The 26,769-nt window shown below is 62.7% G+C and carries 19 protein-coding genes; 12 read left to right on the forward strand and 7 right to left on the reverse strand.

The annotated features are described in order from the left end of the window. Window positions 1-896 precede the first annotated feature (896 nt). The 3 genes from QH270_RS16850 (at window position 897) to QH270_RS16860 (ending at window position 9,383) form a co-directional block, all read left to right on the forward strand. Window positions 897-1,148 carry a hypothetical protein gene (locus QH270_RS16850; RefSeq protein ID WP_280343153.1) on the forward strand — a complete coding sequence of 84 codons (252 nt, stop codon included), beginning with the start codon at window positions 897-899 and terminating at the stop codon, window positions 1,146-1,148. 1,553 nt (window positions 1,149-2,701) lie between these two features. Beyond that, the gene (locus tag QH270_RS16855; protein ID WP_280343156.1) at window positions 2,702-3,802 is read left to right on the forward strand and encodes a hypothetical protein; all 1,101 of its coding nucleotides are present in this window, start codon (window positions 2,702-2,704) and stop codon (window positions 3,800-3,802) included. 430 nt (window positions 3,803-4,232) lie between these two features. Beyond that, window positions 4,233-9,383, forward strand: a complete 5,151-nt coding sequence (locus QH270_RS16860) for an ATP-binding protein (RefSeq protein WP_280343159.1) — start codon at window positions 4,233-4,235, stop codon at window positions 9,381-9,383. A 136-nt stretch (window positions 9,384-9,519) separates the two neighbouring features. Here the strand turns inward: QH270_RS16860 and QH270_RS16865 are convergent, their stop codons facing one another. The 5 genes from QH270_RS16865 to QH270_RS16885 form a co-directional block, all read right to left on the reverse strand. Beyond that, window positions 9,520-9,795, reverse strand: coding sequence for a DUF4238 domain-containing protein (locus QH270_RS16865; protein ID WP_280343161.1), 276 nt, complete (start codon window positions 9,793-9,795; stop codon window positions 9,520-9,522). A gap of 473 nt (window positions 9,796-10,268) precedes the next feature. After that, window positions 10,269-10,910, reverse strand: a complete 642-nt coding sequence (locus tag QH270_RS16870) for an Abi family protein (RefSeq protein WP_280343164.1) — start codon at window positions 10,908-10,910, stop codon at window positions 10,269-10,271. 807 nt (window positions 10,911-11,717) lie between these two features. Then, complete coding sequence (locus QH270_RS16875; protein ID WP_280343167.1) at window positions 11,718-12,629, reverse strand: SGNH/GDSL hydrolase family protein; 912 nt, start codon at window positions 12,627-12,629, stop codon at window positions 11,718-11,720. 33 nt (window positions 12,630-12,662) lie between these two features. Continuing rightward, a complete protein-coding gene (locus QH270_RS16880; protein ID WP_280343169.1) occupies window positions 12,663-13,637 on the reverse strand; it encodes a patatin-like phospholipase family protein in 975 nt (324 codons plus the stop codon). After that, window positions 13,624-15,522, reverse strand: coding sequence for a fatty acid desaturase (locus tag QH270_RS16885; protein WP_280343171.1), 1,899 nt, complete (start codon window positions 15,520-15,522; stop codon window positions 13,624-13,626). The genes QH270_RS16880 and QH270_RS16885 overlap by 14 nt, the downstream gene beginning before the upstream one ends. A gap of 226 nt (window positions 15,523-15,748) precedes the next feature. Here QH270_RS16885 and QH270_RS16890 point away from each other — a divergent pair, with 226 nt between their 5' ends. The 6 genes from QH270_RS16890 (at window position 15,749) to QH270_RS16915 (ending at window position 21,470) form a co-directional block, all read left to right on the forward strand. Then, window positions 15,749-18,001, forward strand: a complete 2,253-nt coding sequence (locus tag QH270_RS16890) for a sensor histidine kinase (RefSeq protein ID WP_280343174.1) — start codon at window positions 15,749-15,751, stop codon at window positions 17,999-18,001. A 170-nt stretch (window positions 18,002-18,171) separates the two neighbouring features. After that, entirely contained in the window at window positions 18,172-18,996 is an 825-nt protein-coding gene (locus QH270_RS16895; RefSeq protein ID WP_280343176.1) for a response regulator transcription factor, read from the forward strand. A 273-nt stretch (window positions 18,997-19,269) separates the two neighbouring features. After that, window positions 19,270-19,677, forward strand: a complete 408-nt coding sequence (locus QH270_RS16900) for a hypothetical protein (protein WP_280343180.1) — start codon at window positions 19,270-19,272, stop codon at window positions 19,675-19,677. Window positions 19,678-20,125: 448 nt separating this feature from the next. Continuing rightward, window positions 20,126-20,284 (forward strand): hypothetical protein, encoded by a 159-nt coding sequence (locus QH270_RS16905; RefSeq protein WP_280343183.1) that lies wholly within the window; start codon window positions 20,126-20,128, stop codon window positions 20,282-20,284. Then, window positions 20,281-20,844, forward strand: coding sequence for a hypothetical protein (locus QH270_RS16910; RefSeq protein ID WP_280343186.1), 564 nt, complete (start codon window positions 20,281-20,283; stop codon window positions 20,842-20,844). The genes QH270_RS16905 and QH270_RS16910 overlap by 4 nt, the downstream gene beginning before the upstream one ends. After that, window positions 20,841-21,470: a hypothetical protein gene (locus QH270_RS16915; RefSeq protein ID WP_280343188.1), complete on the forward strand. Its 630-nt coding sequence runs from the start codon at window positions 20,841-20,843 to the stop codon at window positions 21,468-21,470. The genes QH270_RS16910 and QH270_RS16915 overlap by 4 nt, the downstream gene beginning before the upstream one ends. Window positions 21,471-21,615: 145 nt before the next feature. On the opposite strand, the gene QH270_RS16920 is transcribed toward QH270_RS16915, so the two are convergent. Then, complete coding sequence (locus QH270_RS16920) at window positions 21,616-22,122, reverse strand: hypothetical protein (protein WP_280343191.1); 507 nt, start codon at window positions 22,120-22,122, stop codon at window positions 21,616-21,618. A gap of 98 nt (window positions 22,123-22,220) precedes the next feature. Then, window positions 22,221-22,745, reverse strand: a complete 525-nt coding sequence (locus QH270_RS16925; protein WP_280343193.1) for a hypothetical protein — start codon at window positions 22,743-22,745, stop codon at window positions 22,221-22,223. A 356-nt stretch (window positions 22,746-23,101) separates the two neighbouring features. Here QH270_RS16925 and QH270_RS16930 point away from each other — a divergent pair, with 356 nt between their 5' ends. The 3 genes from QH270_RS16930 (at window position 23,102) to QH270_RS16940 (ending at window position 26,736) form a co-directional block, all read left to right on the forward strand. After that, window positions 23,102-23,494, forward strand: a complete 393-nt coding sequence (locus tag QH270_RS16930; RefSeq protein WP_280343195.1) for a hypothetical protein — start codon at window positions 23,102-23,104, stop codon at window positions 23,492-23,494. A 354-nt stretch (window positions 23,495-23,848) separates the two neighbouring features. Next, window positions 23,849-24,538: a hypothetical protein gene (locus QH270_RS16935; RefSeq protein ID WP_280343197.1), complete on the forward strand. Its 690-nt coding sequence runs from the start codon at window positions 23,849-23,851 to the stop codon at window positions 24,536-24,538. Continuing rightward, window positions 24,535-26,736: a hypothetical protein gene (locus QH270_RS16940; RefSeq protein WP_280343199.1), complete on the forward strand. Its 2,202-nt coding sequence runs from the start codon at window positions 24,535-24,537 to the stop codon at window positions 26,734-26,736. The genes QH270_RS16935 and QH270_RS16940 overlap by 4 nt, the downstream gene beginning before the upstream one ends. Window positions 26,737-26,769 lie beyond the last annotated feature (33 nt).

Here is a 26,769-nt window from a genome sequence, read left to right on the forward strand (position 1 = left end):
ACCTCCTCCGCGTTGGGGGCGTGCCCCGCCCCCAAACACCACACCCCACCACCACCACCCCGCGTGGTCCGGGGGGTTGTTGGCCCCCCCCCCCACCTGGCGGATGTTGTGATCGGTAACAGAGGCGAAGTCGTCGGACTGTGCGCGAGCGTCGGCACCAATTTCTCAGCGCTAGCAGAAAATTGGTGGCGAACTTCCACATTTTCAGGTTTCCTGGAGACGGGAAGAGTCATTGATCGGGTCGAAAGGTGCCCGATGCAATTTCACGGAAGCACTACCCATCTCCCACTGCGCGAGCGGTTTCTAGCAGTGCTATCGGGAGTCATCACAGTCCATCACCGCGGGCAGTTTCCGCCCACGGATATGAGCGCGCATGGCCGCGACTCGAGCACTCTCCCTCCGATTCACACAGCCTTCGGGACTGCGCGTTCCACCGCCTCTCGAAGAAGAACGCGAGTTTTCTCCGCGATTGCCCCGCGCCTCTGAGGTACGGCGGCCTGCACCGCGCACCGCTGATCGATGTCCACTACGACCAGCGACGCATCGATGCGTGACGATCCTTCGACCCCGGCGCCGCTGCGTCGGTGGGTCAACACAAGAACTGCCGCCGAGCACCTCGGCATCCACCCAGAAGTGCTGCGGCGCTGGGCCCGCCAACCCGGCAAGCACACATGGCTACCCAAACCCATCCGAGTTGGGAGGGAATTCCGTTGGGACATAGACGCACTCGAATCCGCCCTGGCGAACTCGGACGACCAGCCACGCGAGCACGGCGGTGAGCCGGGGTAGACCACCGAGGCCTCTCGGGGTGCCCGGCAAGCCGATGCTCACCGATCAAACTCAGCACTCAGGGGCGCCCTCTGCCCGACCGCACCGGCCAACGCGCGCTCGACGCGGTGATGGCCGCCGCCGTCGACATCCGTGTCGATCTCGATGACGAGCTGTCGGACTCGATCACCGTCCAGCAGCTGTGGGACCACTACCGCGACCACCTCGTTTCCCTCGGTCGCGCTGAGGGCACCCTCAGCCGCTACGACGAGGCGGCCAAGATCTTCGACAGTGCCTTCGGCGCTCGGCGACTCTTCGAGGTCAATACCGCGACTTGGCCGAGGGCATCGCATCTGGCCTTGGCAGGCAAGGCGTTGTAACGAGATCGGGGCGTTCGTGATTGGGTAATCGGCCGCGCACAGGCTTGATGCAAGCTAATGGTTGGCCTTTCAGAGTATAGAGGCGGCGAGCCAAGCTTCGGACGGCCGAGGGTCAGTACCGGACAACGATGTGTGGCAACGACAGCCGACATCAAAAGGGTCAGGTCGCCCAACTCCCCATCACGCTGAAACACGACATCCATGGCCCCTTCGGCGGTCTAGAATGAGGTGGGAAGAGTCGCTGACCACACAGGAAATTGGTGCGTCATGTCCTCTTCCGATTCCTCGCCGTCGCCTCGACGCGGCGGTTCGAGTGGGACTTATCCTCACCTGACTACGCGCGGTGAAACATGGCCCAGCACTGCCGGACTCACCGCGCGCTTGAACGTCCCGGTCAAAACCTTGGCGGTGTGGGCGATCCCAGGTCGAGGGCTGCGGCATGCCCGGATGGGGCGTTATCGTCTCGGGGACGTCCACGCCTTGGAGGACCAACCTTTCGTTAGTGGCGGCGACAGTCTTATACCTGACGAGACTCACAGCGACATTGGGGTGGTGCACTATGCCTCGGAGTAGCCCGCAGAGGACTCCGTCCCCAAGTCGCTACGTATCCATCAAGTTCGCTGCCGAGCGAGCTGGCGTCAGCACAGACACCATCCGAAGGATGATCGCGGACGGGACGCGTCGCCGCCTACAGATTCCGCGGTCAGATCCGGATCGCAATTGAGGATATCGACGCGGCGATGTGGCCGATCAACTGACGTTGTCAGCAGTGCCCTCCGCCGCCCGAACCGGGCAGCAGGTAGTTGTATGGTGATGCAACTCACACGCAAGCGAGGGTGACGCACGCTCCGAGACCCGGGTGCGGCCGCACTCGTACGCCCCACGGCGCACTATTGCACGTATGTTGCACGAAAAATGCAGGCCATCGCCCATGAGGCGCTGACCTGCACTTTTATGGTGGTCCCAGCTGGGTTCGAACCAGCAGACCTCGTGGCGTCAAAACTAGCCCCGACCTCGGATAATCGGTACCTGACCAGCACTCTTCCCACGACAGGCGCCGAGCAGCAGTACGCACAGATGAGCAACTTTAGGCTGCACTATTGCACGTATATTGCACGCCAACGAGCCTCAACATGCTCCACGTCCAGACGCCACCGACCACTTTCTGTCATAGCTATCATGAATCAATCACTACTGGTCATCGTTTTCAGCTTGACCGCTGCCCGTTTGGCTACGTCCCGGGGGTAGGAAGTGCCGACGACTAGGGCAACAGAGTCCAGATGCGGCCTTGCCTTCCCCACACTCATCCCCGCGCTGGCAGGTCTGCCGAGCAACCAACGAAACTGACAGCATCGACAACCAAGGACGCAAGGGCGCGAAAGCACAATGCGGGCCAACCCAGGACATACGCACTCGGCTACGGCCCGGGATGCCACTGACCTCACCCCCGGATTTGTTCAAGCCATAGCTGGTCGGAAGTAACGTTCCACTACCCGTCGACTGCTTGAGAAACCCGGTGACGCGCCGGGGTCCAGTGCTCCAGAATTGGGGTCGTGACGCGATATGACGGCCCGGTGGCCGATGGACTCTTGGCGGTCAACCGCCTGGAACGTGCGATGACGAGCGACCTCCGCGAGGGCACCGTCGGCTTCACATGGTGGGCCGATTATCCGATGCCGGCCGAGACACTTGGATGGCTGTCGCACTATCTCACCGATGCCGTCGGGGCGATAGCCATCAACCTCCGTGACGCGGCAGTACACCTCACGAAATACGACGATGCCGTGCGGCGCGAGAACATCTTCTTTGCCAGGCGACGACGCAGCTCGAACGGGGTGCCGAACCTAGCGGACCGGAGCGGCGTGGACGACCTGCGGCTTGCGGAAATCGTTGCCGAACGCGCGGGGTTCTTCCGCGCTGTGGGCTCCGTACTCGATACCCTGGCAGCAGTTGTTGTCGGAGTCGGAGCGATCGACATCAACGTCGTCAAGGCCGATTGGGGCACCTTGAATACCGCTGACACAGCCCCGACCTATCCCCGGACGTCAGGCGAACGCGGCCGCCGACTGCGAAACAGCCTCGCGGGCACGGACACCGATGGTGGGATCGCCCAAGACCAGCTACTTCGTGCTGTACGGGCGGCAATTAAGGCGGCGGGCCCCGTCGGCTGGGAAACCTGGGCCCTGGCGACCCGAAACGGAGTCGTGCACCGGGCGCGGTGGAGCGAGTTTCTGGTGCAGGTCGACAAGCACAACCCCGAAGCTGGTACATACTGGTTGTTGCCTCGTCAGCCCGAGCTGGTCGAGGGCTACGAACTCCAGCGGGTCGATTCCCTACCGGAGGTTGCCTTGACCGAGGACGCCGCAATCACGATGCGCGGTGTGCTCGGGTCTGTCACGCCGGTTGTCCAGGCTGTGACCGCTGAGTGCAAGAAGCTCTGGGAGAGGCGACGGCTCGAACCGAGGATGCTCCCGCAGCCTCACGGCGAATGGCTGCCTCCGCCAGCCCCACCGTTCGTCGGTTACAAACCAGGGGCCGCGAATGCAGCCCTCGCTCAGGCGAAAACAGTGCATGTCGGACCGGGCCAGACCATCCGCATCAGTGCTCTGTTTCGACCGCAGAAGCCATGGCAGCGGAGGCGCCGCGGCGAGTAACCCGGCACAACGTTCCTTTCCGCACAGGACGGATACGATCGCGATGAAGGCAGCATAGCGGTGTGGGCTCCCGGCGGTTCAACACGGACTTAACCACAGAGCGACGTTGTCGTCGATCTGGCGAGGTGTGCCCGCAGCACCCTTAGGCGTGACGCGTCGCAGTGCCTGGACAGCAGTGTCCCAGCGCTTCAACGGCTCCCTCATACCGAAATCACGTATGTCGTTGGCGAACCGAAGGGTTATGTGGATCATCGCGGCTGCGCGGAAATGGCGAGCCGGTCAGGTGAAACGGAGAAGCCGGTTGACCACCCCGGCTTACGGGAGTGCATGTTGTGGACCAAGGCAACTGCTGGCTAGCATTTCAGTGCCCCTCGACGTCGGGTGAGCTCGGGGGCGATGGCTAGGTGGTATGACGTGTGGTTAGGAGAAGATGGACGAGCTCCCAGCTGGTTCCGACGAGGGCAAAACAGTTGAGGGTAAGGCTGCTTCGGGCGCAAGTCCATACTCGACCGGCGGCGGTGGCGTTACCTTCGAGCGGAAGGTCGCGGTTCAGTATCTGACGCGGATGTTGACCCAGACAGGCGCCGTCGAACTGGGACCGGGTAGATCGATTCGCCGGGTGACGTTCCAGCAGGCTCCTCGATACACAATCGACGATCTCGTTATTCATGCTGGACGCGACGGCGAGTCCGACGCGTCGCTCGTTCTGGCAATGGGGGTGCGCCGAGCCCCGCAGATCATTCCCAGTAGCGAACCCACAGTCAAGCTCTTTCGGTCGTTTCTTAGCGAGGTAGACCGCATCACCACTGGTGGGCCGCGACTGCGGTTGGCGCTGGTCGTCGCAGACAAACAGCCCCACGCCGAGCAACTCGCTGAACTAGCCGCCCTGGCCACTGGGCAGGACAACCCATTGGAATTCTTCGACGACATCTACACACCGAAGAAGTTCTCGGCAGACCTGCGCCAGCGACTCGAACACCTCAAGGGCATCGTGAAATCTGCGTTGACTGAGGATGGCTCCCCAAGTCCCGAAACCGATGTCGTTCAACGACGCACCTGGGAGGTGTTGCGCCATCTCCTCGTGTTGATGCCTCGGCTGGAAACACCCGATGAGTCGGATTGGGCCGAGCTTGCGAACCAGCTCGTTCCGTTCGCTCGCGGCAAGGACCTCGCCGCGGGGACGGCTCTTCGTGACCGGCTACTAGCTCTTGCGAGCGACTACTCACCGCGCGCGGCCCGAATTGACCGCACACTTCTGCGGCGCGATACCCACGACCAGCTCGACGAGGACGCCGGCCGTCACAAAGGGTGGCGCGCGCTTGAGTTGCTCGGACAGCAGGCGCGCGATGCTGTGCGCATGACGATCGCATCAGCCGACGGCTCACGTGTGCTCAAACTTCGGAGAGCAGAGGCCGAAGCAGGATTGCTTGCGGCTGCATTGGGCAGCGACGCGGTGGTCGTGCACGGACAGTCCGGCTCCGGCAAAAGCGCGCTGGTCCGCGCAGCGATCGAGCATGCTCGGTCGTCGAATCCTGGTGCGCTGCAGGCTCAATTCATAAATCTACGTCATCTTCCTAAGTCGAGTCTCCTACTTGAGCAAGCTTTCGACGTTCCACTTCAGGTGCTGCTGTGTGAACTCAGCGCACCGCAGCGGATCCTGGTGATCGACGGTGCCGATGCCTTCGCAGAAAATCCAGAGGCGCTTCTGAGCTACCTCGTCGACGCGGCCATTCGCAGCGAGGTCACAGTTCTTGTGCTCACCACTGATGACAACCGTCAGATGCTGGTCGACACCCTGCGCGCACGGTACTCCAATTTGCCCGAGCTGTTTGAGGTGCCCCTGCTCGACGACACCGAAATCGACCAGATCGTCACCAGATTCGAGGAGATGGAGGCCTTGGCGCTCGGGGCGCGTTCGCGGGATCTTCTGCGCCGCCCAGTAGTCGTCGACCTGCTAGTGCGAGGAGGCATCGAGGGAGTTCCGCTCAGCGAGTCCGATGCGATGGAACAAGTGTGGAACGGCCTTGTGCTGCAGCGGGAGCGGCCGGACCGGGGCTACCCGGACGCACGCAACATCGTGATGCTGCGCTTGGCCGATCTGCAGTTCAGGGGCGGAGACGCGCTCGCCGTCGCCTCGACCCTCGATCCGGCCGCGTTGGAGGGCCTGCGCCGTGACGGGCTGCTGCGGACGTCGCCGGAGAACCCGTTCGTGATAGAGCCCGAGTTCGCCCACGACGAGATTCGTCGCTACGCCCTCGCGCGCCTGTTGCTGTCGACGGGTGAAATAGGGACAGCACTCTCGAATGCTGGCGCTCCGCGATGGGTTCTCGGTGCGGCTCGGCTGGCCTGCCAGGCAGAGCTGGCCATGCCCGACTCTCCGATCAGACCTGCACACGGCCGGTATGCGACTATGCGCAGAACGTTCGATGCACTGGTCGACGCGGGCCATGGTGCACGCTGGGGCGATGTACCCGGCGAAGCGCTGATGGGCCTGGGCGATCCCGCACCTGTCCTCCGCGATGCGTGGCCGCTGCTGAGAGAAGACGGCGACGCCGGTGTGAAGAATCTATGCCGTCTGATCGATCAGCGCCTGCGAGACAGTCAGGGCATGGTCCGGGCCGTGGCCGTAGAACCGGTGATAGCGCTTCTCCTGGAGCAACCGACGCCATGGCGGGCTGGCGATTACATGCGGAACCTCCTGCGTGACTGGCTAGGCGCTTTGTCCTGGTCGAGTGCGCCAGTCGGACATCCACTGCGTATCACACTGCGACGCCTCCTAGCCGATGCGGCCGCAGCAGCCGACCGGCGCGCAACCGAAGCCGAGCTCCAGCGCGCATCGAAAACTGAGACGGCCGCGCCACCAGTTCGTTCCGCCCAGATGCCTCGGCGCTCCACAGCCCGCCGTCCCGCGGGCCGCTCCCGCATCCCGCGGGAGATCCGCGAGGAGGTCGTAGTCGAGCTATGGGCCCTGCTCGGTCCCGACCTCGGCGACGACGGAGTCGCGATCCTGCGACGTCTAGCGCTTGAAGCTCCTGAGGCGCTCGCCCCCGCACTCGAGGAGACACTGGCGACGCGGGCGCTCGCACTGTTCGACCCAAAGCTGCTCACAGAACTGACCGAGGCCTACTATCTCGACGCCGAGGCCGACAGCAGATTCGTGCGTGAAGTCGGTATCCGACCGCACAAGTCACGAACTCTCGGGTTCTCTCCCCGCGGTGCCTGGTATCGCGGTGCCTTCGCGCTTGTATTCCAAACAGACTTTCGTGGCGGCGTGACGGTACTGAACCGCATGCTGAACCACGCTGCCCTCCTTAGAGCTCGCACCCTAGCCCGGCACGGCAACGACTACGGCGTGGCGAGCAGCAGTGAGGTCCCTGACAAGTTCCGTATCATGTTGACTATCACCGGCGAGCCAAAGGAGTACGTCGGTGACCCCCACGTGTGGCTGTGGTACCGCGGTACCGGCGTCGGGCCGGCGCCCTGCTTCAGTGCGTTGCAGGCTCTCGAACGCGAATGCGACCGGTGGATCGCAGCCGGGATTTCGCTGGAAACGTTGACAGCACTCCTGCTCGAAGGCTGCGAGAATATCGCGATGGTGGCACTGGCAACAGGGTTGATCGTGCGGCATCTCAAGCCTGCTGATCGTGCACTTGATCCTTACCTGGCCGAACCGGAGGTCTGGAGCCATGAATCCGTCCGCCTTGCACACGAGTACAGCGGATTGGCCGCCGACTCAGAGGGGATTGCCGCTGCCGATCGGAGACAGCTGGCACTAGGAGCCGTGGTCATGCCGCTCGTCGCAATCGCGGACAACGATCGTGTCGAGCAACTGCGCGCCATCGGCGATCGACTGGTAGCCAACGCGCGCCGTGCGGCCTCACGCGAGCTCGGAACCGAGGATCCGGAAGCAGTCGAGCGACATATCGCCACAGTCCGCGTATGGGCCGGATACCTCGACCGCGGCACCTACATCGCCAAACGGGCCGACGGGCAAGTCTACATCGAGAGTCAGCCTCCGGCCGAAGTTTCTCAAGCACTAGAGCCGCTCGCCGAATACAGCCGCCGCTCAAGCGAATCGGCCAGACTCAACGTGCGCTATAACGTCAACGGCAACGACGAACATACCCGTGCTCTCGGCTCGGACGAAATGGCGGCCGACCTTACATCCGCGCAGAACCTCTTCGAAGACCCCGACTGGCGTAGCTCCGAAGGCTGGGACGTCCCTGCCATGGTTTCCGCCGCGGCACTGGAGGCTCACCTCATCCGCGCAATAGGGTTGCCGGGATCCGGACTGAGGTTCGCCGCCACGATTCTGCTCCAGGTCGGCGAAGGAGAATCGCCTCGTCACGAGTACGAGTATCACGCCTCGTACTTCGAGCAAGGAGCGACGCGAAGCGCCGCGCGCGCATTACCATTGCTTCTCCTACCCGTCGCCGGCCATTTGCGTGAACAGCTATCAGCGGGAGACAACGCACCTGCATACGGCCGGATAGTGGCGGCGGCGACGAACCTCGCTACCGACGAAGTCGACGAGGTTCGCCTGCACCTCGGCCGCGGACTCGACAACATCTGGCCCCAACCCTGTTCCAGCCTGACGCAATGCCATCACGAAACGGCCTACCAGCTGGTCGTCGCGACCATGCGCAACTGCATTTTCGGAGACTGGGACATCGATGGGCAAAAGCGGCCGATCGTCGCGCTCGCGGACCCTGTTGAAGAATCACTGGCCACAGTCAATGGAAACGACATCCTGCCCTCGCGGCTCGATGCCGCCATCCGAGCCTTGGCTTCGGCAGCAACTCGGCAGCACTGCGTCTCGGAGAAAGCCACTACGCTCCTGAAAGTCGTTGTTGAAGCACACCGCCGGTCACTGCAGGCCCAGCAGCGGAGCGAACGGCTTGATCTAGCCGTCGACGAGCGTGGCTCACACGCACTCATCGTGGCCCGCGCACTGCTGACACTCGCAGCCCACGGCAGCAACCAATCGCTGATCGAACACATCGCTGGCTACCGTGAGGATCCGATCCTGCTCAGCGCCTTCCTATCCGCATTGTCTGCAGCAGCGGAAGAGTCCCCCAATCTTGCAGCTGCAGCGCACAAGATGTGGCCCGACCTAGTCACCAACATACTTCGACAACTGACGGGTGAAAGTAGCTGTAGTCGGCTCCACCACGATTCTCTGCTCGAATCGCTCTTGCCCAATGCCGCCGGTGAGTACAACTACCTGTATCCCGAGATCGATGACGTACCGATTGTGTGGTGGACGCCAAAGTCCTGGCATCGAATGATCGAGCAGTGGCTTCCACACGCCCATGGACGACCCGGATGCCTGGAAACTCTGATCCGGTTCTTGGCCTTCCTCGAACCGGCCGACCGCGCCAACATCGGCATTCCCTGGCTCTCCGAGATCGTCATGGCGGATCCATTCGTCATCGCCAAACGCTGCCCTGGATTGGTATCTCGGTGGCTGATCGACGTCTATCCTGAGATACGCGATCTCACCACACAGTCCACCTGGCAAAGCACAGTTGATGCCCTGGTCGTCGCTGGGGTGGCACGGCTCGCACCGTACTCGGAATAGGAGTATTGCTGGCGTGACCTTCGGACTAGCTGACGATGGCAGTTCCGCCCGCCATTCCGACCATCCCTGCGGCATCGTCCTGCGTAGCCATGTGGAGATCGAGAGCTGCTGGCAACCTCTCTGTCGCCGGTGGTGATCAGTGCGTGCGACTACCCAAGATACAACGGATTTCCGAGTGGGCTAGGCGATCTTGCTGCTGTCCATCGGTCGCGAGGAAGGTGTAGAAGTCCTTGATTCCCAGATCACGTATGCCTCGGATGCCTTCCCGGCGGTCGTGCTTGGACTTCACCCAGATCTGGTCGGTCGAATTGGCCCACCGGTGGAGCAGGAACCGCGGAATCACATGGTGCCGAGATCCGACCTTGTTGAACCGATCCACCGACTGCAGCCATGCCTCGTCGAGCTTTGTCATGGCGACATTGCACCACCAGGCACTGACGGAATTCGAGGTTCGCTGTGCCGATTTCTTCTCCGACATCAAGCTCGCGCCCAGCCGAACGGGATCAGCGCAGCCAGCCGTTCCGGCACTGAAAAGTCGCTTCCGGCATGACGATGCCGCCGGGCCCTGGGTAAGGCGAGGCGGCATCGGGGACCACGGGGTGGCGACAGGGGCGAGGTCGTCGACTCGGTGAGCACTGCTGCCAACTGGAGGTTTGCTGACACCCTGCTGACGACGAGTTCGGGCGCTGCGTCACTCGCGACCAGACCTCCGGCGACCACGCCTGAACCCACGTCGACTTGCGCTTCACCACCGCCATGCCAGCTACGTCTACCTACGACGAAGGCGATGGGATCCTGGACTCGTCCTTGCCTTGAACCCGTCCATCGACGCCAGATCAGGCGGAGGTTCGCCCAGCGCCTTCACAGATCCCCGATGCAACGCTGCTACGGACATGGTCGGCTCTGCATCAGCTGATGGATTGGGGAGATTCGCCAGAGCCAGTGGACCGCGTCGCGATCTACGTAGCTGGCGATGAAGACCAGGTCCGCGAAGTGTCGAGCGCTGTTCTCGTCAAAGATCGGCTCATGGTGGGCCACACGATTGCGGAGAGCAAGGACCCTGGCCGCTGCGGCTTCGAGCTCCTCGCGTTTGCGCTCGTGTCGGGGTACGCCGGTGAACCCGGGGCTGACACGGGGCCAGATGGTTGTCTTGTAGTTCGAGGCAAGGAGATATCGCCAGAATCCGAAGGTCAGCTGGGAAACCACCCGACCAGGCGTCGCGGGCCGGCCACCGGAGCCTGCCCGCCGCTTGGCCTTGTCGATCTCTCGTCGGGAGTCGGTCGAGAACCGGTAGTGCGGGTCGTCGTACCATGCTCCGCCGCTCGTGTGGGGCTCAAGCTTCGCGTGAATTACATTGCGCAGCAGAACTTCTACGTGACCGATCAGCTCGAAGAACGCCGCGCTGAGCTCAGCATTCCAATGATAGAGGTCTACCGAGTCCTCGCGCACTGCGTCGTACTTGGTGAGCCGCTCCACGCTGATCCAGGCGCGCAGCTGGGCATCACTGATGCCGTGATTCTTCGCCACAACGCGCCACTGTAGCCGCTCTTCAGCCTTGCAGAGTCCGCGTTTGACTGCTACTTTTGTCGGGAAGGCCCCGGAACGATCCCTGTCCTGAAAGATTGGACACATCGCCGGGGTTTCAGATTTTCTGGACCGGTCGTCAGAGCAAGTTCGCTGCACGACCCCGGCCATCACCTTCGATGGCCAACCTTCAGCAATCCCCGTCGCCCAGTCCCAACAAGCCCGTTTGTGGGTATCGGACGGGCGCGGCCAAGGCGGTGTCGGTTGCAAAAACGAGGTCGAGAAGGCAACAGGATGATGTCGGCCACGGGATCCACCGATCCGGTCCGCGGTCGGCTGCAGGCACATCTTTGGTCGACTACGGTGCACAGCTGTGAGTTATCGGTGGTAGCTCGCCCCGCAACACCGCGCATGCTTGCTTATATCGAGGTTGCGGCGGCGTGCGCCAGCCGTCACTGGTGCAGGGTCAAACCTCGGATTCGGCCCGCCCAGTGACTGCTTGCCTGGACATCGCACCGTGCAGTTCGACGACCGTCCGCAACAGTCCAGTTCCCACCACGGTGATTGTACCATCCGTTGTAGCGAGTTCGACTCCGACCGTGCAGCCGATAGAACCACGCTTGGCAGATGTGCTGGAGCCAGCCGTTGCACGATCAATGGCGTCTCGTTGTCTCGAGCTCGCCTGCGGCATGTCCCCGGAGATCCGGTCGGCGGCGGGTCATGTCCTGGAAGCCACCGCGAGGGCTGGACGGATCTCGCGCTTGCAAGCGTCCGTGCGTCGGACAGGGTGCTGAACTCCGTGTTGTGGGTTTACCGGTCTATGGCCTTCAGGACCTCCTCCGCGATGGCTTGCTGACCTTCGCTGTTCGGATGCAATGCCATGAATTGTGTGGGCAGCAGGACCGGCTCCGAGAGACGCCGTTCGCGGGGCTGACATGCGTCGCGACCTTCGGACGTGAACGACATATCGGCGTAGATCGAACCGGTCGCATTCGCCGCCCTCTCGACGGCGTCGTTCAGCACTGCTTGGATCTCACGGAGGTAGGCAACGTCGCCGGCCGCCACGGGGATCTGTGGGAAGCATGGTCCCGACTCTGGAACGAGCCACAGATAGCCTGCGATGATCACACGGGCGTTCGGCGCCGCTGTGTGGATATCGGCCAGTGCCCGCACCAGATCAGGGTAAGTGACCGTTTGGATCGACTCCACGAAGTTGCTGCCGAATCGGGCCCTGCATGGGCTCGAATCGTGGGGCAGCTCGATCATCGCTCGGGTGCATTCGGTGGCCGCCGTGCCGAAGACCCCGTGGTCGTTTCCTCCCAGGGTCAACGTCACGATGTCTGTGTCCTCGTCCAGCGCTGTGAGTTGAGGCGGGATCCCCGGTTCCTGTTCCTGGTAGAGGTCGACTGTCTCGGCTCCGGCGCAACTGACATCGTTCAGAGCGTAGCCACGCCGCTCAGCGACGATGTGAGCGTAGTTTCGTTGCGATCGGGTGCAGCTCAACGGGGCGTCATCGACGAGGGGTAGAACCCCAGCAGCGGCGCTAAAGCTGTCCCCCAGACTGGCATATCGGACCGGGGGTGCAGGCTGTGTGGGAGAAGCGCCGGCAAGTGCCGTTGCTGCCACGACTATCCCGATCGCCAGTCCTACAACGGTAGGTGATGTCTTCACTTGTGTTCCTCTTCTCTGGTCGTAGCGCGTGATGGGTCCGGGCGCCCGCATCACTGACGTGGGAAGCGCAGATGCTTGGACCGGTCAACCCGATAAGGGCAGATCGCGAGATGCGTCCAGGCCCAGCGCGCGGGGATCAGCGATTGCCATTAGTTCGCTCATGCTTCGGGACTGCATCCACGTCGTCGCCAACAGGCGCCCCTGGTCGAACAGCGCACCGGAGGGCAGCGCAGGCGAGGTGAGTAATGATCCGTATGGCAGGTTGGCAAAGATCGTCCGTTGTCGCACAGTCTCATCTCGAAAAGGCCTGGGGCGGACCGGGATCATCGGCAGACGAGGATGGATGGCTGGCAGCGCGAGACCGCCGAGACTGCGGTATGGCCGCGGACGATACAGATCCAGGACCAGCGCCGGGTGAGGAAGGAACAGCTCGTAGGGGACTCGGTGGTGGACTGCCCCATCGAAGAGATCATCTAGCCCACGCGCCGCAGGAAGCGCTCCGGGGATTCGCGTCGCTGCGACCAAGGCATCCGCGACGAGCATGTCGTCGACACCGAGCAGCGGTAAGTCACGAGGTAGGACCAGCGTGCCGCACTGCGCGGAGTAGACGGTGATGTACAGCGACGATGGCCCACCCCACCGCGGGAATCTGCTGTCCGACAAGGTGAAGTCTGAAAACGACCGATCTCCGACGACCGCTTGTGCGATCGCACGGACATCAGCGGCCGGGTACAGAGTCCGTCGAGCGATCAGCGAACGCATACTCCGCGGCCCGAGGACTTGACTATCGGGGAAATGAACAGCGATCTCACGCATCTCGGAGGCGGTCATGCCCAGTGCCGCAGCAGCAGCGGCAATCGCACCGCCGCTGACGCCCAGAACGATCGGTTGAACTTTGGACCCGGCACGTCCGGTCGAATCTCCTACAGATGCCCGCAAAGCTTCCACTGCGTCGATGGCACCGCTGAGCATGCCGGCCATCATCGGCAGATGCCTGCCCGCGGATCCTGCGAGAACTCGAAAGGTTGGCTGATGCTCCACCGGACTATTCATCTTCATGTTCTGCCCGCAACTTTTCGACCTCGTCCCGTATCGACGCGGTCAGCGCACTCCGGAAACCTTCAGGCGTGGACGAGATTTGGTGCGCTGCAGCGATCATCGGTGCAGTATCGATCGGAGTGCCGAATACAATGCGAATTTCCTTGCCCCAGAATGGCATCCAGCGTCGCCGAGGCAACGGAGCGACGTGTTCGAATCCGCCGAGGTAGACAGGGAACAGGACAGGGGCCTCGGCCGACTCTGCGACCAGCCGAGCGATACCCCACTTGAATCGCAGCGTTGGCGCACCCTGGTTGATTCGGCCCTCGGAGAAGATGTTCACCACACCACCGGAGTCGAGGACCGAGATGGCGCGATCGATCGCCGGCTGGAAGATGCCATCACCACGGACGGTGGCCAGCACCTGCGCCAGCGAACTCATCGTCGATGTGACGGGGTTGGTGAAACACAGTTCGGCGGCCCCCAGACTCCAGCGCATCAGCCGCGGTCGCAGCAGTACTGACCACGGAAGGGTCCCCCACATCAGTGGATCGTCAAGGGTGGACCGGTGGTTCGGTACGACAAGCACACCTGCAGTCCGTCGCGGGTCGGACACCGTCGCAATGAACTGGTCGCGTCCCTGGACAGTCGTTGTCTTCGCGCCCAGGGCGAGTCCGGTCTTGCTGATGACGCCGATCAGTGCGAACGCACCGGCGCTGGCCATCCGGACCACCGCCCGCCGAGGATGCTTGCTCGTCCCAGGACACGTGGGACGGATCGCGAGCACCTTCTCGGACCGGGTCTCGGGCGCATCGTGGGATGTGCGGCGCAGCAACAGGTCCGGAAGCGCGAGCTTGTTGAGGGTTCTAAAGGACAGCCAGAACTGGCCGAGTAGTGAGCCCGTGGTGTATGGAATCCCGTATTTCTCGCAGATCGCCTGAACACGTCGGGATGTTTCGGGGAGCCGGTTACATGGAATTCCGGGAAATAGATGATGCTCGATCTGATAGCCGAGACCGCCGGTTACGAACGCAAGTATTCTACCGGATCGAAAATTGGTGGTTCCGAGGATTTGCCGTAGATACCATTCGCCGCGAGATTCCGACGCGGTGTCTATTTTCGCGAATTTTTCGGCACTGTCCGGGAAGTGGCCACAGAAAATCGCCGCATAGAGCCATATATTTCGGACGATGCCCGCAACCGCATTGGCAGCCAGCGTGGTCTTCCAGTATGGGCCCGAAAGCAGAGGGAACAAGAGGTATTCCTTTGTTACCTGTCGCGCGATTTTTCGTCCGAGGTCTCGATCAGGTTCGGTTGTCAGCTTCCATCGCGGGATGCCGACGAGGTGTCGATGCACCAGCCAGTGATGTATGGCGGTGCCCCATTCGAACGTTGCCGCGAGGGCAAGGTTGGTGACCGGTTGGAACAGGTGGATCGGCCGCCATGGGATATCGCGGCTCATACGGATAATGCCGTGGCTGAGGTCTTCGTCCTTGCCCACGATGTTCGTGTATGTGTGGTGGGAGTAGTTGTGTGCATGTTTCCAATGGGACGCCGATACGACCGAGTCCCATTCCCATGAAGAAGAGTGAATCTCCGGATCGTTCATCCAATCCCATTGCCCATGGCAGATGTTGTGCCCCAGCAGGATGTTGTCGATGGTCTTCGCAAGCCCGAGAATTACACACCCAGCGGCGAACGCAGCCGGCTTGCGACTGTAGAAGAGAATGCTTCTGCCAACGACTTCTAAGGCGCGGTGCACGACGATGGCGTGGCGGATGAAATCGGCGTCTTCCGCGCCCAGCATGCTTTCTATCTCTAGCCGCAGCGCGTCGAGATCCGCCTCCAGAGAGGCGATCTGGGTCGTAGAAAGCCGCGAGAATGCCCGAATATTGCTGATTGCCATTACCTCTCCGAACGCGCACATGAAACGTGCACAATATGCTATGACTTCCTCCGCACCGCCCTCAATCCCCAATAGTTGGCTAGCCCTCGCACACGGCGGGGTCCCCAATAATTGGGGACTGCGACCGTATGCCTCCGGGGATAGAATTCTTGCTTCGGCCGAGTAGGCGCGAGAGGTAACTGCGCAACTCGGCGACGAAGGATGACGTGGAAGCTGGAGAGGCAGAATGAAGCTGTCACATCGCGATGTGATCGCGTTTCCCCGCAAACTGGTCGAGTTGTTGCTTTCTGAAAGAAACTACATTGACGACACCACCCGGGTAACCAGACTAATCGCCCGGTTCATCGGGCTGGGCTACCTGATTTACCTCCCCTTGCTATCGAAGGATATCCGTGCCAACGCAGAGTATCTCGATACATGGTGGACGCCGGCGGCTGTTGCCGCGATATTTCTGCCACCGACGCTGTTGCTGATAATGAGCTACCGAGAGTCGGTAGTGGCCATCCACCGCGTGGCGACCGTGATACCGCCATTGTATCTGCTGGCGGCGTGCACCTGGCCGCTGGCTTGGAATGGCGAGCTCATCGCCAGCCCACTATGGCTGGCGTCCATCCCCGCCCTGGCCGCGATGGCCGGCGCGATCGTCTGGCGCCCTTGGCTGACGATCACGTATCTGTCTGTCCTCATATTTGTCGTCCAGTTCCTGGGACGGAACCGAGCGCCAGAGATCCGCTCCCCGTTCATTTCGGAATGGTTGTTCAGCTGGAGCTTTTCGCTGGTTTACGTAGCGGGAATTCTGATGATGATGCACACCGCGCGTGTGCTGGATGCTACGCGGGCGGAGTCGTACGCAGCTGCCGCGCAGACCGAGGTCCTGCTCAAGCATGAGTCCGACAGGACCGAGATGCGGGCTTTCCTGCACGACGGTGTCATTTTCGGCTTGACGATGGCTTCCGAGCTGGGAGGCGACAAGGTCCGCAGCTTTGCCCAAGACGTCCTCGACGACCTCGACCAAGACATCGAGACCATCGGTGCGGAGAGTTCTACGGATCTGCTCTCCACGGCCGTGACGATCGAGCGCATCGAGGAGAACATCCGCCGGTTCGACAGCGAAGCACATATCGAGATCGTCGGGGCAGCTGCGTCCACAGCTGCACTCACCTACGAAGCCCGCACCGTGCACGCGATCCGCATGAGCGCCGGCGAAGCGATCCGAAACAGCCTGCGGCACGCGGGACCCCACGCTCGGCGCACCGTGAGAATCGAACCGGATCGCCACCGATTGTCGGTCATTGTGGAGGACGACGGTGTCGGTTTCGATACCGCCGAAACCCCCGACGGTATCGGGCTCGAACAGATGAAGAAGCGAATGGCCCATCTGCGGGGCGGCGACATCGACATCCGCAGCGAGCCGGGCTGCGGCACAACCGTATCGCTGTCGTGGCACGAACCCGACACCACGGCTTTCGAAGAGGTAGCCGATGTCCGAGCTCTGCTCGGCATGAGCTCGCCCAAGGCTTGGCTGGTGGCCGGCTTCTTCTACGTGGGCGTCGGTGCGCTCGCGGTAGAAGCGACGACCGCAGGAATGTGGTGGCAGACCGCTATAGCGATGTCGCTGTTGGCCCTGTCGGTCGCCGGAATCCTGTGGGTACCCGGCGACCCGCTTCACCCCGCGACAGCCGTCACCATCACGTTCATGGGCGCAGCAGCGCTCGGAGTCGTACTCCTGTCACCGCCATATATCGCCAGCATCCATCAACTATGGCCCGCCAGCGGCTTCACCGCTGTGGCGACCTTCATGTGTGTCCGAGGCAGAACGCTGCTGGCGTGGATCATGATCACAGCCACAGTAGCGATCGCAGGAGTATGGTCAACACTTGCTGGGGTCGGCGCCGGATACGGAATCTCCAACTCGCTCATCAACTTTGGGCCGATCATCATGGCCGCGATGTTCGCCTCGACCATCCGCCCGGCCGCGGAGGAGATCTATCGTCTGCGCAAGGCGGCAATTCGCGATCATGCCAGCGCCGAGGTCGCTGCCACCGCCATCGACGACAACAACGCGCAACTACGTGAACTCGCTCGGAAGGCGCGTCCCTTGCTGCGGCGTATCGCTGACCCGGCACCCCTCACCCGAGCAGACCTCGACCGCTGCGGCAACCTGGCCGAAGAGCTGCGTGACCACCTACGAGCCATCGGGCTGGTCCATCCGTTGGTCGATCCGGCTTCCGCCGCGGCTCGTGACCGCGGGGTCGAAGTCGTCATGCTCGATGACGAGGGCATGAACGACATCGACGCGGCCATCCGACATGAAGTGCTTCGCACGATCGCCGACGAGCTGAACCGCACCAGAAACGGTCGGATCGCGGTGCGAATCGTGCCCCCTGGCCGTTCCAAACTCGCCACAGTCGTGGCCTATACCAACTCGACAGTCCGACGGGTGGACTTCGACGTGGCCGGCCAAGCGACAGTGAAGTGATGTGGCCACTCTGCACCTGATCAGAGATTGACACCGTGTCCGAATGCGACACGCCGTCGGCTGTAACGCGACCTCTACTCGCACCGACTGCGCAGCCAGACGGACACGCGACGCAACGTAGGCATCGCACGCACGACGGCAAGCCCAGACTGATGGAGAATTGCGCCCAAATGCAAATCGCACCCGATGCTCAAGAAGGACCGCGACGGATCGGTTTCGTAGAAGACCACGTCGCAATCATCCGCGACTATCTCAAAACAACGGTTTCCGAGTGTCCAGACCTCGAAATCGTTGATGGCGCGGAGACTGTGACCCAATTGCTCGAAAAGACAACGGACCTCGACCTTGTCGTACTAGATTTGGCCCATCTGCCCGACAAATCCAAACCTGCCGATAATGTCGCTGCGCTACGCCGCGCAGGGATACACAACATCATCGTTCTCACTGTCGGAGATCAAAGGCATCTGATACAACAAGCAGCCAAGTCCGGTGTTCTCAGCATCGTGCGAAAGAAAGCCGCACGCGAACTGCTTATCGCGGCACTTCGTTCGGGCGCAGCCGGCGATCCGATGCCGACGATCGATTGGGCCGCGTCCATCGATCACGATCCCCATGCTCCAGAATGGGATCCGCGACAAGGAGAGATCATCGAATTGTACGCTACCGGCCTGCTCGGTCCGGACATAGCCAAACTTCTCGGAATATCCATGCCCGAGTTGATACATGAACTCAAGAAGATCATCGAGAAGTACAGGCTCGCACCAAACAAGGTCCCTGATCTTTCACCGCGAGAGCTCGAAGTCCTTAGACTCTACGCGTATGGAGACGGAGCAAAAGAAATCGCGCAAATTCTCCCGATTCGCGAGCACACGGTGCGAACTCACATAAAGAACATCAAAGCAAAGTACGAAAGGGTCGGGCGACCATGCAACACAAAAGCGGAGATTCGAAAGAACGCCATCGCCGACGGCTTCATCGAAGGCCCCCGCTCCTAAGGGTTCGAAGGAACGCTCTCCCCAGCCCTCACCCGAGACCGACCTGGTAGCCAGATACTGGTTACACCAACTATCGGCTACACCGATATCTGGCGAAACCGCTGTCTGACGACACCGAACATTGAGGAAGCCACAGATTAGCGACCCCAGGGATTGACTACGCCGGTTATTGGCCGCTACAATCCCGACCCCTATTTGCATACGATCGTGTCGACGGAAATTCGATAACGACCCGGGCAGCCGGATTCGTGCAGTAGCGGGAGGTAGTCGCCCATGTCCGCTCCGAAAGGAAAGAACTCAGACCGGGTGGAGGGACGTGTTGAATGCAGAATTCACGGACCCGCGTGCCTGGCCCAGATCAGGGCAACCGACCGCCCTGATCACCTGCTGGATTTTCTCGACAGGCAGGTGAAGATGCTCGGTAGCGGACACTGGGACATCAAGGTCACGCTCAACATGCTCGCCCTGGTCGGCGGAATCGCAGGACTGCTCTGGATGCTGACCCTGCCGATGTCGAAGGTTTCCCAGATTGCCGGCGTACACCCGATCCAAGCACTCGTACTCGGCGGACTAGGACTCTCCGGCGCTTCCGCTGCCTATCGCTTCAGGAAGCGCCGTGCCCGCCGCAGGTCGTCGACCCAGCAACTCGAGTCCAACGCCGACCCTGCAGCCCACGAGTAGAAGGACGAAAATGGAACTCCATACCCCCTTTCGCACTTAAACAAGACACAGGTACAGGGTCCGAGACGGTGGGGAGCGCGACAGCGCTCCCCACCGTCTTGAGTTGTATCGCGCTTCCCGGCCGGCCTCGGCCTGGCCGCGTGCGGAATCGACGTCGCCGACGACACCCGCCACGCGGCGCCCGGGCCATCCCCGATGGGTACAACCCGATCGTGCCGATCAAGCCCACACCAGGTCCCGCCAACCGACGCACCCTTGGCCGACGCCGAGCGCGAAGACCATCCCCGCGGGCGCGGAGCCGGCTCGCTCCCGCAGGCGGCCTGGGTGCGCACGATCGGACCATGTATCGCCGTGTCGGCTTGTGTACGGCGACCCAGGGGAATGGTCGGTGGACACCGCTAAGCTCGCCGAAACCGTAGCTCAGCCGACCTGTTCAGGGGGAACGATCTTGACCGACCCGCACCCGGACGAGCCCACGACGGCGCCACTGTTCAGCGGTCACAGTCACGGTGACGGTGACGCCACACCGACGGCGCACCCGAACCCGGTCACCGCCAACCAGTTCCCGGTCTTCTTGTCCGCCGATCGCCCCGAGCCTGCCCAGTGAGCGAGCCGGGCGACCAGCGCATGGCCTGTCGCGCCAAAGCGGTGGAGGAGAAGTATCCAGACCGGTGCGCGATCGCCCGCGATTGCGAACTGATCGTGCACTTCCTCGACCACCTACAAGTCCCTCTGGGCCAATGGGCCGAACACGGCCAGTGGGCCGCGCTGGCACCCGCCACCCGCGCCGACCTCGGCACCCACGCGCTGGCCACCATCGACACCACGCTGACCGACCTCGCGGCGATCCGCGCCCGCCTGGCCGCCACCCTCACCTCGCCGCCCGACCCCGTCGATCCAGGCGCACCCCTCCCGGATCTCGAGGCCCTCGGCCCGGCCCATGCTGTGACGCGGGCGTTCCAGCGGTTCGTCGTCCCGACGCGATTCATCTCGATCTCGCTGGACCAGTGGGCCGCCCGCACTCCCGACGACTACAACGACGCGGCCCGCATCCTCGCCGGAGACCGCGCGTTGAGCGTCCTCGACAACGCCCTAACCCAGCTCGCAGCGATCCGAAACGTCCCTGCCGCCGACCTCGCCGAGCACCGCACCGGAGACCTCACATGAGCGCAACACCGACCCACGACACGGTGCCCGCGGCCACGCCGGGGTATCTCCCCGGCGAAGCCGCAGCCCTCCGCGCGGCCATCCAGGCGATCGGGCGGCGCGCGGTAGGGACACTCGCGGCTGCGGTCGACCAGGTCCACCACGAAGCCAACTACCGTGACGGCCGGTGGGACTCCGCGGCCGCCGAGCGCGTGCTCACCGGCGCCGATGCCCCCGCCCTCTGGAACCCCCAGACGCTGATGTGGCTGCGGCACACCGGGGCATGGCTCAACCGGCGCCGCCATCCCGCCGGCCCACCCAGACCGCACACCGGACCGAAACCGTCCCGCGTCGACCTCGACGCTCGCGAACAGATCGCGACCGTGCTGCGGGCCTGGACCACTCCCGGGCGCGGTGTGCCCGTCGCCGAATCACTGGCCCGGATCGTCTCCCACTACGCCGACACCACCCGCGGACCCGACAGCTGGCGCCGCATCGCCGACCAATGGCTTCCACGCACCAGCGCCCGCCCATCGTGGGGACCGGGCTGCCACGACCTGCTGATGGCACGCTCGATCTACCTGCCCCGCACCACCACCGACGAGACCGCGGCCCACCACACGACCTCCGGAGGTTGCGCCTCATGACCGATGTCCCCACCGTCCCCACGGCGAAGCTGCTGGCAGCAGTCGGTCGCAGCCTGGAGGTCGACATGGCGGCACGCTGACCTTCCAAACCTGCTGGCGATGCGCCACTCGGGGCCGTCATCGCTCCAACCTGGCCTGGTGTGAACTATTCGGGCCAAATGGTATGGCCGAACAGATGATCCGGGCCGATCACCACGACCGGCTTCTGCGAGAGATGCCGCGCTGTTGCTGTGCGGCGGCCGCGGAGGTAGGAACGCACTGCATCCACCGGATCGGCATCGACGGCAACGTCGAGATCCTTGCCCATGAAGTCGATCCGACGTCCGGCATAGCCGAGGTCTGCAGGATGCCGTCCGAGCTGAGAGGGACCAAAGTCCCCGCACTTGCGCCGGCGCGCCGGGTACGCCTGCTCAGGATGCTTGGCGTAGAAGGTGAACACGTCCAGGTCCTTCACGCCGTTCCTGCCGTCCACCCAGTGCAGGGCGGCTCCCTGGCACAGCGCGGTCAGAAGAACTCGATCCCGCAGTACTCGCAGATGCGGGTGGCGTCGCATCAGCTCGGCCTGATCCTCACAGGCCAGAGCTGCCAGGCGCCGTAGATGGGCTTCGGTCAGAGGCTCGTGGGAGCGCTCGGCGACGTCGTCGTATGCCATCGAGCGACTTTAGACCAGCGGCCCCGACATATAGTCCGTGTCGCTGCCGATTGCAGGGTGACGCGGACGGACGCTCGGCCGAGGCGGCGGCCGAATTCTCATGGCAGGTCGGGTAGCGGTTCGGGACAGGTGATCACCCCGGCCACCGTGACCCAGGAGATCCGCTCAAGGTCGACACCGGTCACCGCGGTCGACCGGACTGCGGTGGCGGCACTGAAAGACACGGTGCGGCGGTCGGCGGAGAGCTCGATCGTCGGCCCCTTCCAGCTCAGTGGCCCGCCCCAGGACGAATGCGCAATCCAGGTGAAGCCGTTCTCGTCGGGAAACGAGACAGTGAGGTCGGGCGAGTAGAGAGGACGCCGGCTGTCGGTCTCGTGTTCATAAGCTTTGGACAGCTGCACATCGATCGCGGGTTCGCTGGCCGGTTTGTCGGGTCGACGCGCAATGTACTGCCAGCCGACGAAGGTCGAGGTGAGCGGCGGGTGCGCCATGCAGGCGATGTTGGTGGTGTCGATTCGGCCTGCCCATGCGCCAGAGATTTCGACATAGGCCGAGGGCAACTCGGCTGCCACTGCTGCGGGCAGTGGTGGCGCGGGTCTCTGGTTTGTCTTGTGCTGGAACACGATCCGAGGCCTTGTCGGCACCGCGGTAGGCGTGGGCGTCGTCGGCGACTGTTCAACGGCTGTGGACTGTGATGGGTTCGGGGTGCTGGTGCTGCTGGCTGTTGGGGTTCCCGTCGCGCCACTGCTTGATAGCGATGCGGGAGACTGGCTGCACCCGGCCAACGCGGCAGTCAACAAGATCGCGCTCAGCATGCGACGCAAACCCTGGCCGCGTTGTGTCTGTGTCATTGGTCGATGATCGCGCACCGCTCACGGCTACAGCACGACGTGGTCGGCGATTTCGCTGCGGAACAGTCGCAACGGGCCCTTGCAGATCGTGGCGAAACACCTGACCTGGCGATAGCGACATCACCAGCATGTCCATCGAAACCACTCATGCACCGATGACATTCGCCGCCGGCGATCGGTTGGAATTCCCGTGGCGCCCCGAGAGCCCGGTACTTGTCAACGACCGGTTGATGGCCGCGGCGATCCGGTCGCGCGCGGCACTGATCGCCGTGGCGTGCACTGGCCAGACGATCACTTACAAGGGGCTCTCCGCCGCGATCGGTGGTTTGTATCCCTACCGTCGCCTCGGCGGACTCCTCGATGCAATCACGTTGGACTGCATCAACCGGGGTGAACAGTCTCTGGCAGCGTTGGTGGTGCGCACCGGAACCCATACCCCCGGGTCAGGATTCGTCCACGGCGGAGCCGAGCCGATCGGAAGCTACCAACTTCGGCTGCATCATCACTGGCAGCAGCACTGACCCATCGGGCGTCGGGAAGAACCTGCCCACCGCGGCGGCGGTTGCGCTCAAGTGCCAGTCCCGGAGCTCGACCCGCTCCCGAAAGACGTTCGTCGGCAGTAACTGTGGCGATACCGGGAACGATTTATCGCTGCGGACAATTTCCGGCATGATGAACGCAATGAACAGTCCCGGTTAGGCGACCGTGTCACCGGCAGGAGGTATCGCGCTGACCAGCATGTACGCCATTCCTGTGCTTGGATTCACCATGCTGCACCTGCCGAAAGGGAGACTCTTCACGGCAATATCTGGCCGAGAGTGGTACGTACGCCCGATTCAAGTAGGCGCAGCTAACATTGACACGGAAGGCAGGCGATGACGACGGGTTCAGGCTCCGGGATCGAGCGCCCATCCCACACTCGCACGCAGCATGCACTCCGTCTTCTCGTGCTACTCGACCGGACAGGCGACGACGCGGTCGACGGGGACCCGCCAGTTGCGGTGAAGGCTGTCCGTAGCGAACTGCGTCTGCAGGCGATGGACTTCTGGATGCGCAATCCCGACTACTTGGCCGACGAGATCATCTCGCAAGTCGCGGAGGGCCGGCTGGCGGAGTCGTACCTCTCCGTAGCACGGAGCCTACTAGAGGATCCCGAGCCCGACTTGCGCTATTACCCGATGCCGCGGTGGTTCTACGGTGCCTACGAAGCGATCGACGACGCGATGGCGTTGCTTGAGACCTACGGTTTGGCGACTTTCCGACGCTCCGGCGAACCCGGGATGAAAAGTCATCGCAACCAGCTGTTCTTGACCGCGGACGGCGGGGCCGCGGTGGCGGATTTGTCAGAAGATCCGGTGTTGGGTTGGTACACACGGCAGGCCGAACTGGTGGCGCTGGTAGCTGGTGACACAGTCGGTGGCAAGTTGAAGGAGCGTCAGTACCAGCAGGCGACCTATGCCGGCACGGAGTTGGGTTTGGATATCGCACCGATCGCTGATCATGTTCGGAAGCGGCTGGCTGATCAGATGTCCGCATCGGTTGGTAAGTCTGGGGGTGGCGTGTGAGTTCGCTTGCCGACGAAATCGCAAACGTTCTAGGCCGCCGTCAGAAGGAGAACCGGATTGAGATCACCCCGGCCGAGGTCGACCGGATACTCGGCGACCTCGGCATCCCGACCTCGGCGTCGCGTGGTGTACCCGTCCACCTTCGTGTGGCGCGAGTGGCCTTCAAAGGAACCAAGCGCCTGAAGGCGTCGCATCCAGACGCCGAAGGCCACCCCCTCGAAACGATCTACAGGGACGACGGAAAGATGCGGCGGGAAACCGAAGCGACCGCTGCCGCCGAAACCGATACCGGGCCGATCCACGAGGGCGAGGAAGGATACGAGGACGGGGACAGCAGTGCGGAGACTGAGGGTCCGGTTGTGCGCGCGCTGGTCCCATTCAACTTCGAGTGGAAGCTGTTCGACGGAGTGACAGGAGTCGGGTCGGGCAACAACCTGCGCGGCAAGTCAAGCCTTGTGAACGTCTTGCTGTGGTCACTCTCCGGCCGATGCGCGGAGTTCTCGGTCTCCGTGAAACGGTGGATTGAGCATGTCGAGGTCGATTGGGAGGTCGGGAGTGAAACGCTGCGCGTCGCCTTCGATGCGCGCAACGGCGAGGCCCACAACGGCACGGTCACGGTCATTGATCAGGAAGGTGTTGCGGCAACGGTCCTCGCTTCATTCGACAACGGGTCCTTCGAGGACGCGATGAGTTCGGTAATGTTGAGCCGCCTTCGCCTGGAAACCTTCACGGTCTCGCAGTCGGGGAAGTCAACGACACACAAGTGGGCGTCGTATGTGAACGCGCTCTGGGTGCGGCCGAAATACCTGACTTCGATCATCGGCAAGGAGCCGACCCTCAGCATCCGGTTGATGCAGATGTTCATCGGAACAGACTGGGTGCCAGTATTAGCGACCGCGTCGACGGTTGCCGGGACGTTGGAGGCCGAGCACAAGGCTGCGAAGGAGCGGACGAATACCGCGACCGCGGCGGTGCAGAACTCGAGACGCCGGGCACTCGAATTGGTCGAGGCAGTCCAAGCCAAGATTGCCGAGCTCCCCGCCAGCATACCCGCACCTGCGAAGCTGGCCGCAGCGAACGCCAGGATCAGTGAGCTGAGTCGACAAATACACGCTCTGCGCACCCAGTTGTTGAACCGGTCGGTCGCCGCCGACACTGTGCGACAGCAGTTGAAGGCTGCGAAGGCTCGCCACCACACCCAGTATGAGCACGCGTTGCTGACGAAGTTCTTCCACCAGATGCAGCCAACTGTCTGCCCACGCTGCACTGCGACCGTAAGCTCCGAGCGCCGCGCCGCGGAACCGGACGAACACAAATGCTCCGTGTGCACGAGCGACCTGAACTTGGAGGCACTCAAGGCAAACGTCGTGGTCGCAGACACTGTCGAGGCCAACGTAACCTCCGCACTCCTCGACTCCACAGGACCCGCGATCGATGAAGGCGAGGAAGAGTCGCCCACAAGCGAGATCGACGCGCTCGAGCAGGCACAGGTCGAGGTGGAGAGCGCGATTACTAGCCTGGGCGAGCAGATAGACAGGCTGCAGGCGGCACACGACGAACTCGTCAAAGAAACCGACCTCGAGGCTTCACTGCTCGAATCGGTGGAGAACCGTCGATTGCTGGATATCGAACTGGCCCGCGCCGAGGGTGCCGCAGCTGCCCTCGCAGAACCTGTCACGCCGACGGACGCATCCACAGTCGACCCAGTGCAACTTGCCGTAGCCGATGCTGCGAAGAAGGTCCTCGGAGCGTGGGTGAAGCAACACCAGGATCCGCTGCTCACGACGATCTCAGACGAGATTGGGCGTCTAGTCGCGAACTTCGGCGCTGACAGCTTGAGCAACATCAAGCTCGACGGGGCCGCAAACATGAAGTTGCGACAGAACGGAGATCCCTCCACCTACGGGGAAGTATCTCCCGGTGAGCAGCTGCGGTTGAAGATCGCGACAGTGATCGCGCTCATCAAGCACGGGTACGCCGAGAACATTGGGCGTCATCCAGGATTCCTGCTTCTGGACTCTCCAGCGGCGGAGGAGATGCCCGACGGGGACCTGGCAACGATGGTCGCGGCACTGCTGGAGGTAGCCAAAGAAGCACCGATGCAGATCATCGTCGCAACACGCAGCACCGGCCCGCTGGTAGACCTGCTGCCCGAGAAGAACCGCCTGATCGCCGAAGGAGCGGATTTCGTATGGTGAGGACACGGTCGCTCCGACACCAGCCCTAGGAAA

The organism is Nocardia neocaledoniensis, assembly GCF_029868625.1.
GTDB classification, from domain to species: Bacteria; Actinomycetota; Actinomycetes; order Mycobacteriales; family Mycobacteriaceae; genus Nocardia; species Nocardia neocaledoniensis_A.

Excerpts from the sequence above, each read along its gene's own strand:
- QH270_RS16880 (WP_280343169.1), bottom strand. The coding sequence starts at position 13,637 with ATGAAGATGAATAGTCCGGTGGAGCATCAGCCAACCTTTCGAGTTCTC.
- QH270_RS16860 (WP_280343159.1), top strand. The coding sequence starts at position 4,233 with ATGGACGAGCTCCCAGCTGGTTCCGACGAGGGCAAAACAGTTGAGGGT.
- QH270_RS16935 (WP_280343197.1), top strand. The coding sequence starts at position 23,849 with ATGACGACGGGTTCAGGCTCCGGGATCGAGCGCCCATCCCACACTCGC.
- QH270_RS16915 (WP_280343188.1), top strand. The coding sequence starts at position 20,841 with ATGAGCGCAACACCGACCCACGACACGGTGCCCGCGGCCACGCCGGGG.
- QH270_RS16920 (WP_280343191.1), bottom strand. The coding sequence starts at position 22,122 with ATGGCATACGACGACGTCGCCGAGCGCTCCCACGAGCCTCTGACCGAA.
- QH270_RS16900 (WP_280343180.1), top strand. The coding sequence starts at position 19,270 with ATGTCCGCTCCGAAAGGAAAGAACTCAGACCGGGTGGAGGGACGTGTT.
- QH270_RS16890 (WP_280343174.1), top strand. The coding sequence starts at position 15,749 with ATGAAGCTGTCACATCGCGATGTGATCGCGTTTCCCCGCAAACTGGTC.
- QH270_RS16895 (WP_280343176.1), top strand. The coding sequence starts at position 18,172 with ATGCAAATCGCACCCGATGCTCAAGAAGGACCGCGACGGATCGGTTTC.
- QH270_RS16865 (WP_280343161.1), bottom strand. The coding sequence starts at position 9,795 with ATGACAAAGCTCGACGAGGCATGGCTGCAGTCGGTGGATCGGTTCAAC.
- QH270_RS16930 (WP_280343195.1), top strand. The coding sequence starts at position 23,102 with ATGTCCATCGAAACCACTCATGCACCGATGACATTCGCCGCCGGCGAT.
- QH270_RS16875 (WP_280343167.1), bottom strand. The coding sequence starts at position 12,629 with ATGCGGGCGCCCGGACCCATCACGCGCTACGACCAGAGAAGAGGAACA.
- QH270_RS16885 (WP_280343171.1), bottom strand. The coding sequence starts at position 15,522 with ATGGCAATCAGCAATATTCGGGCATTCTCGCGGCTTTCTACGACCCAG.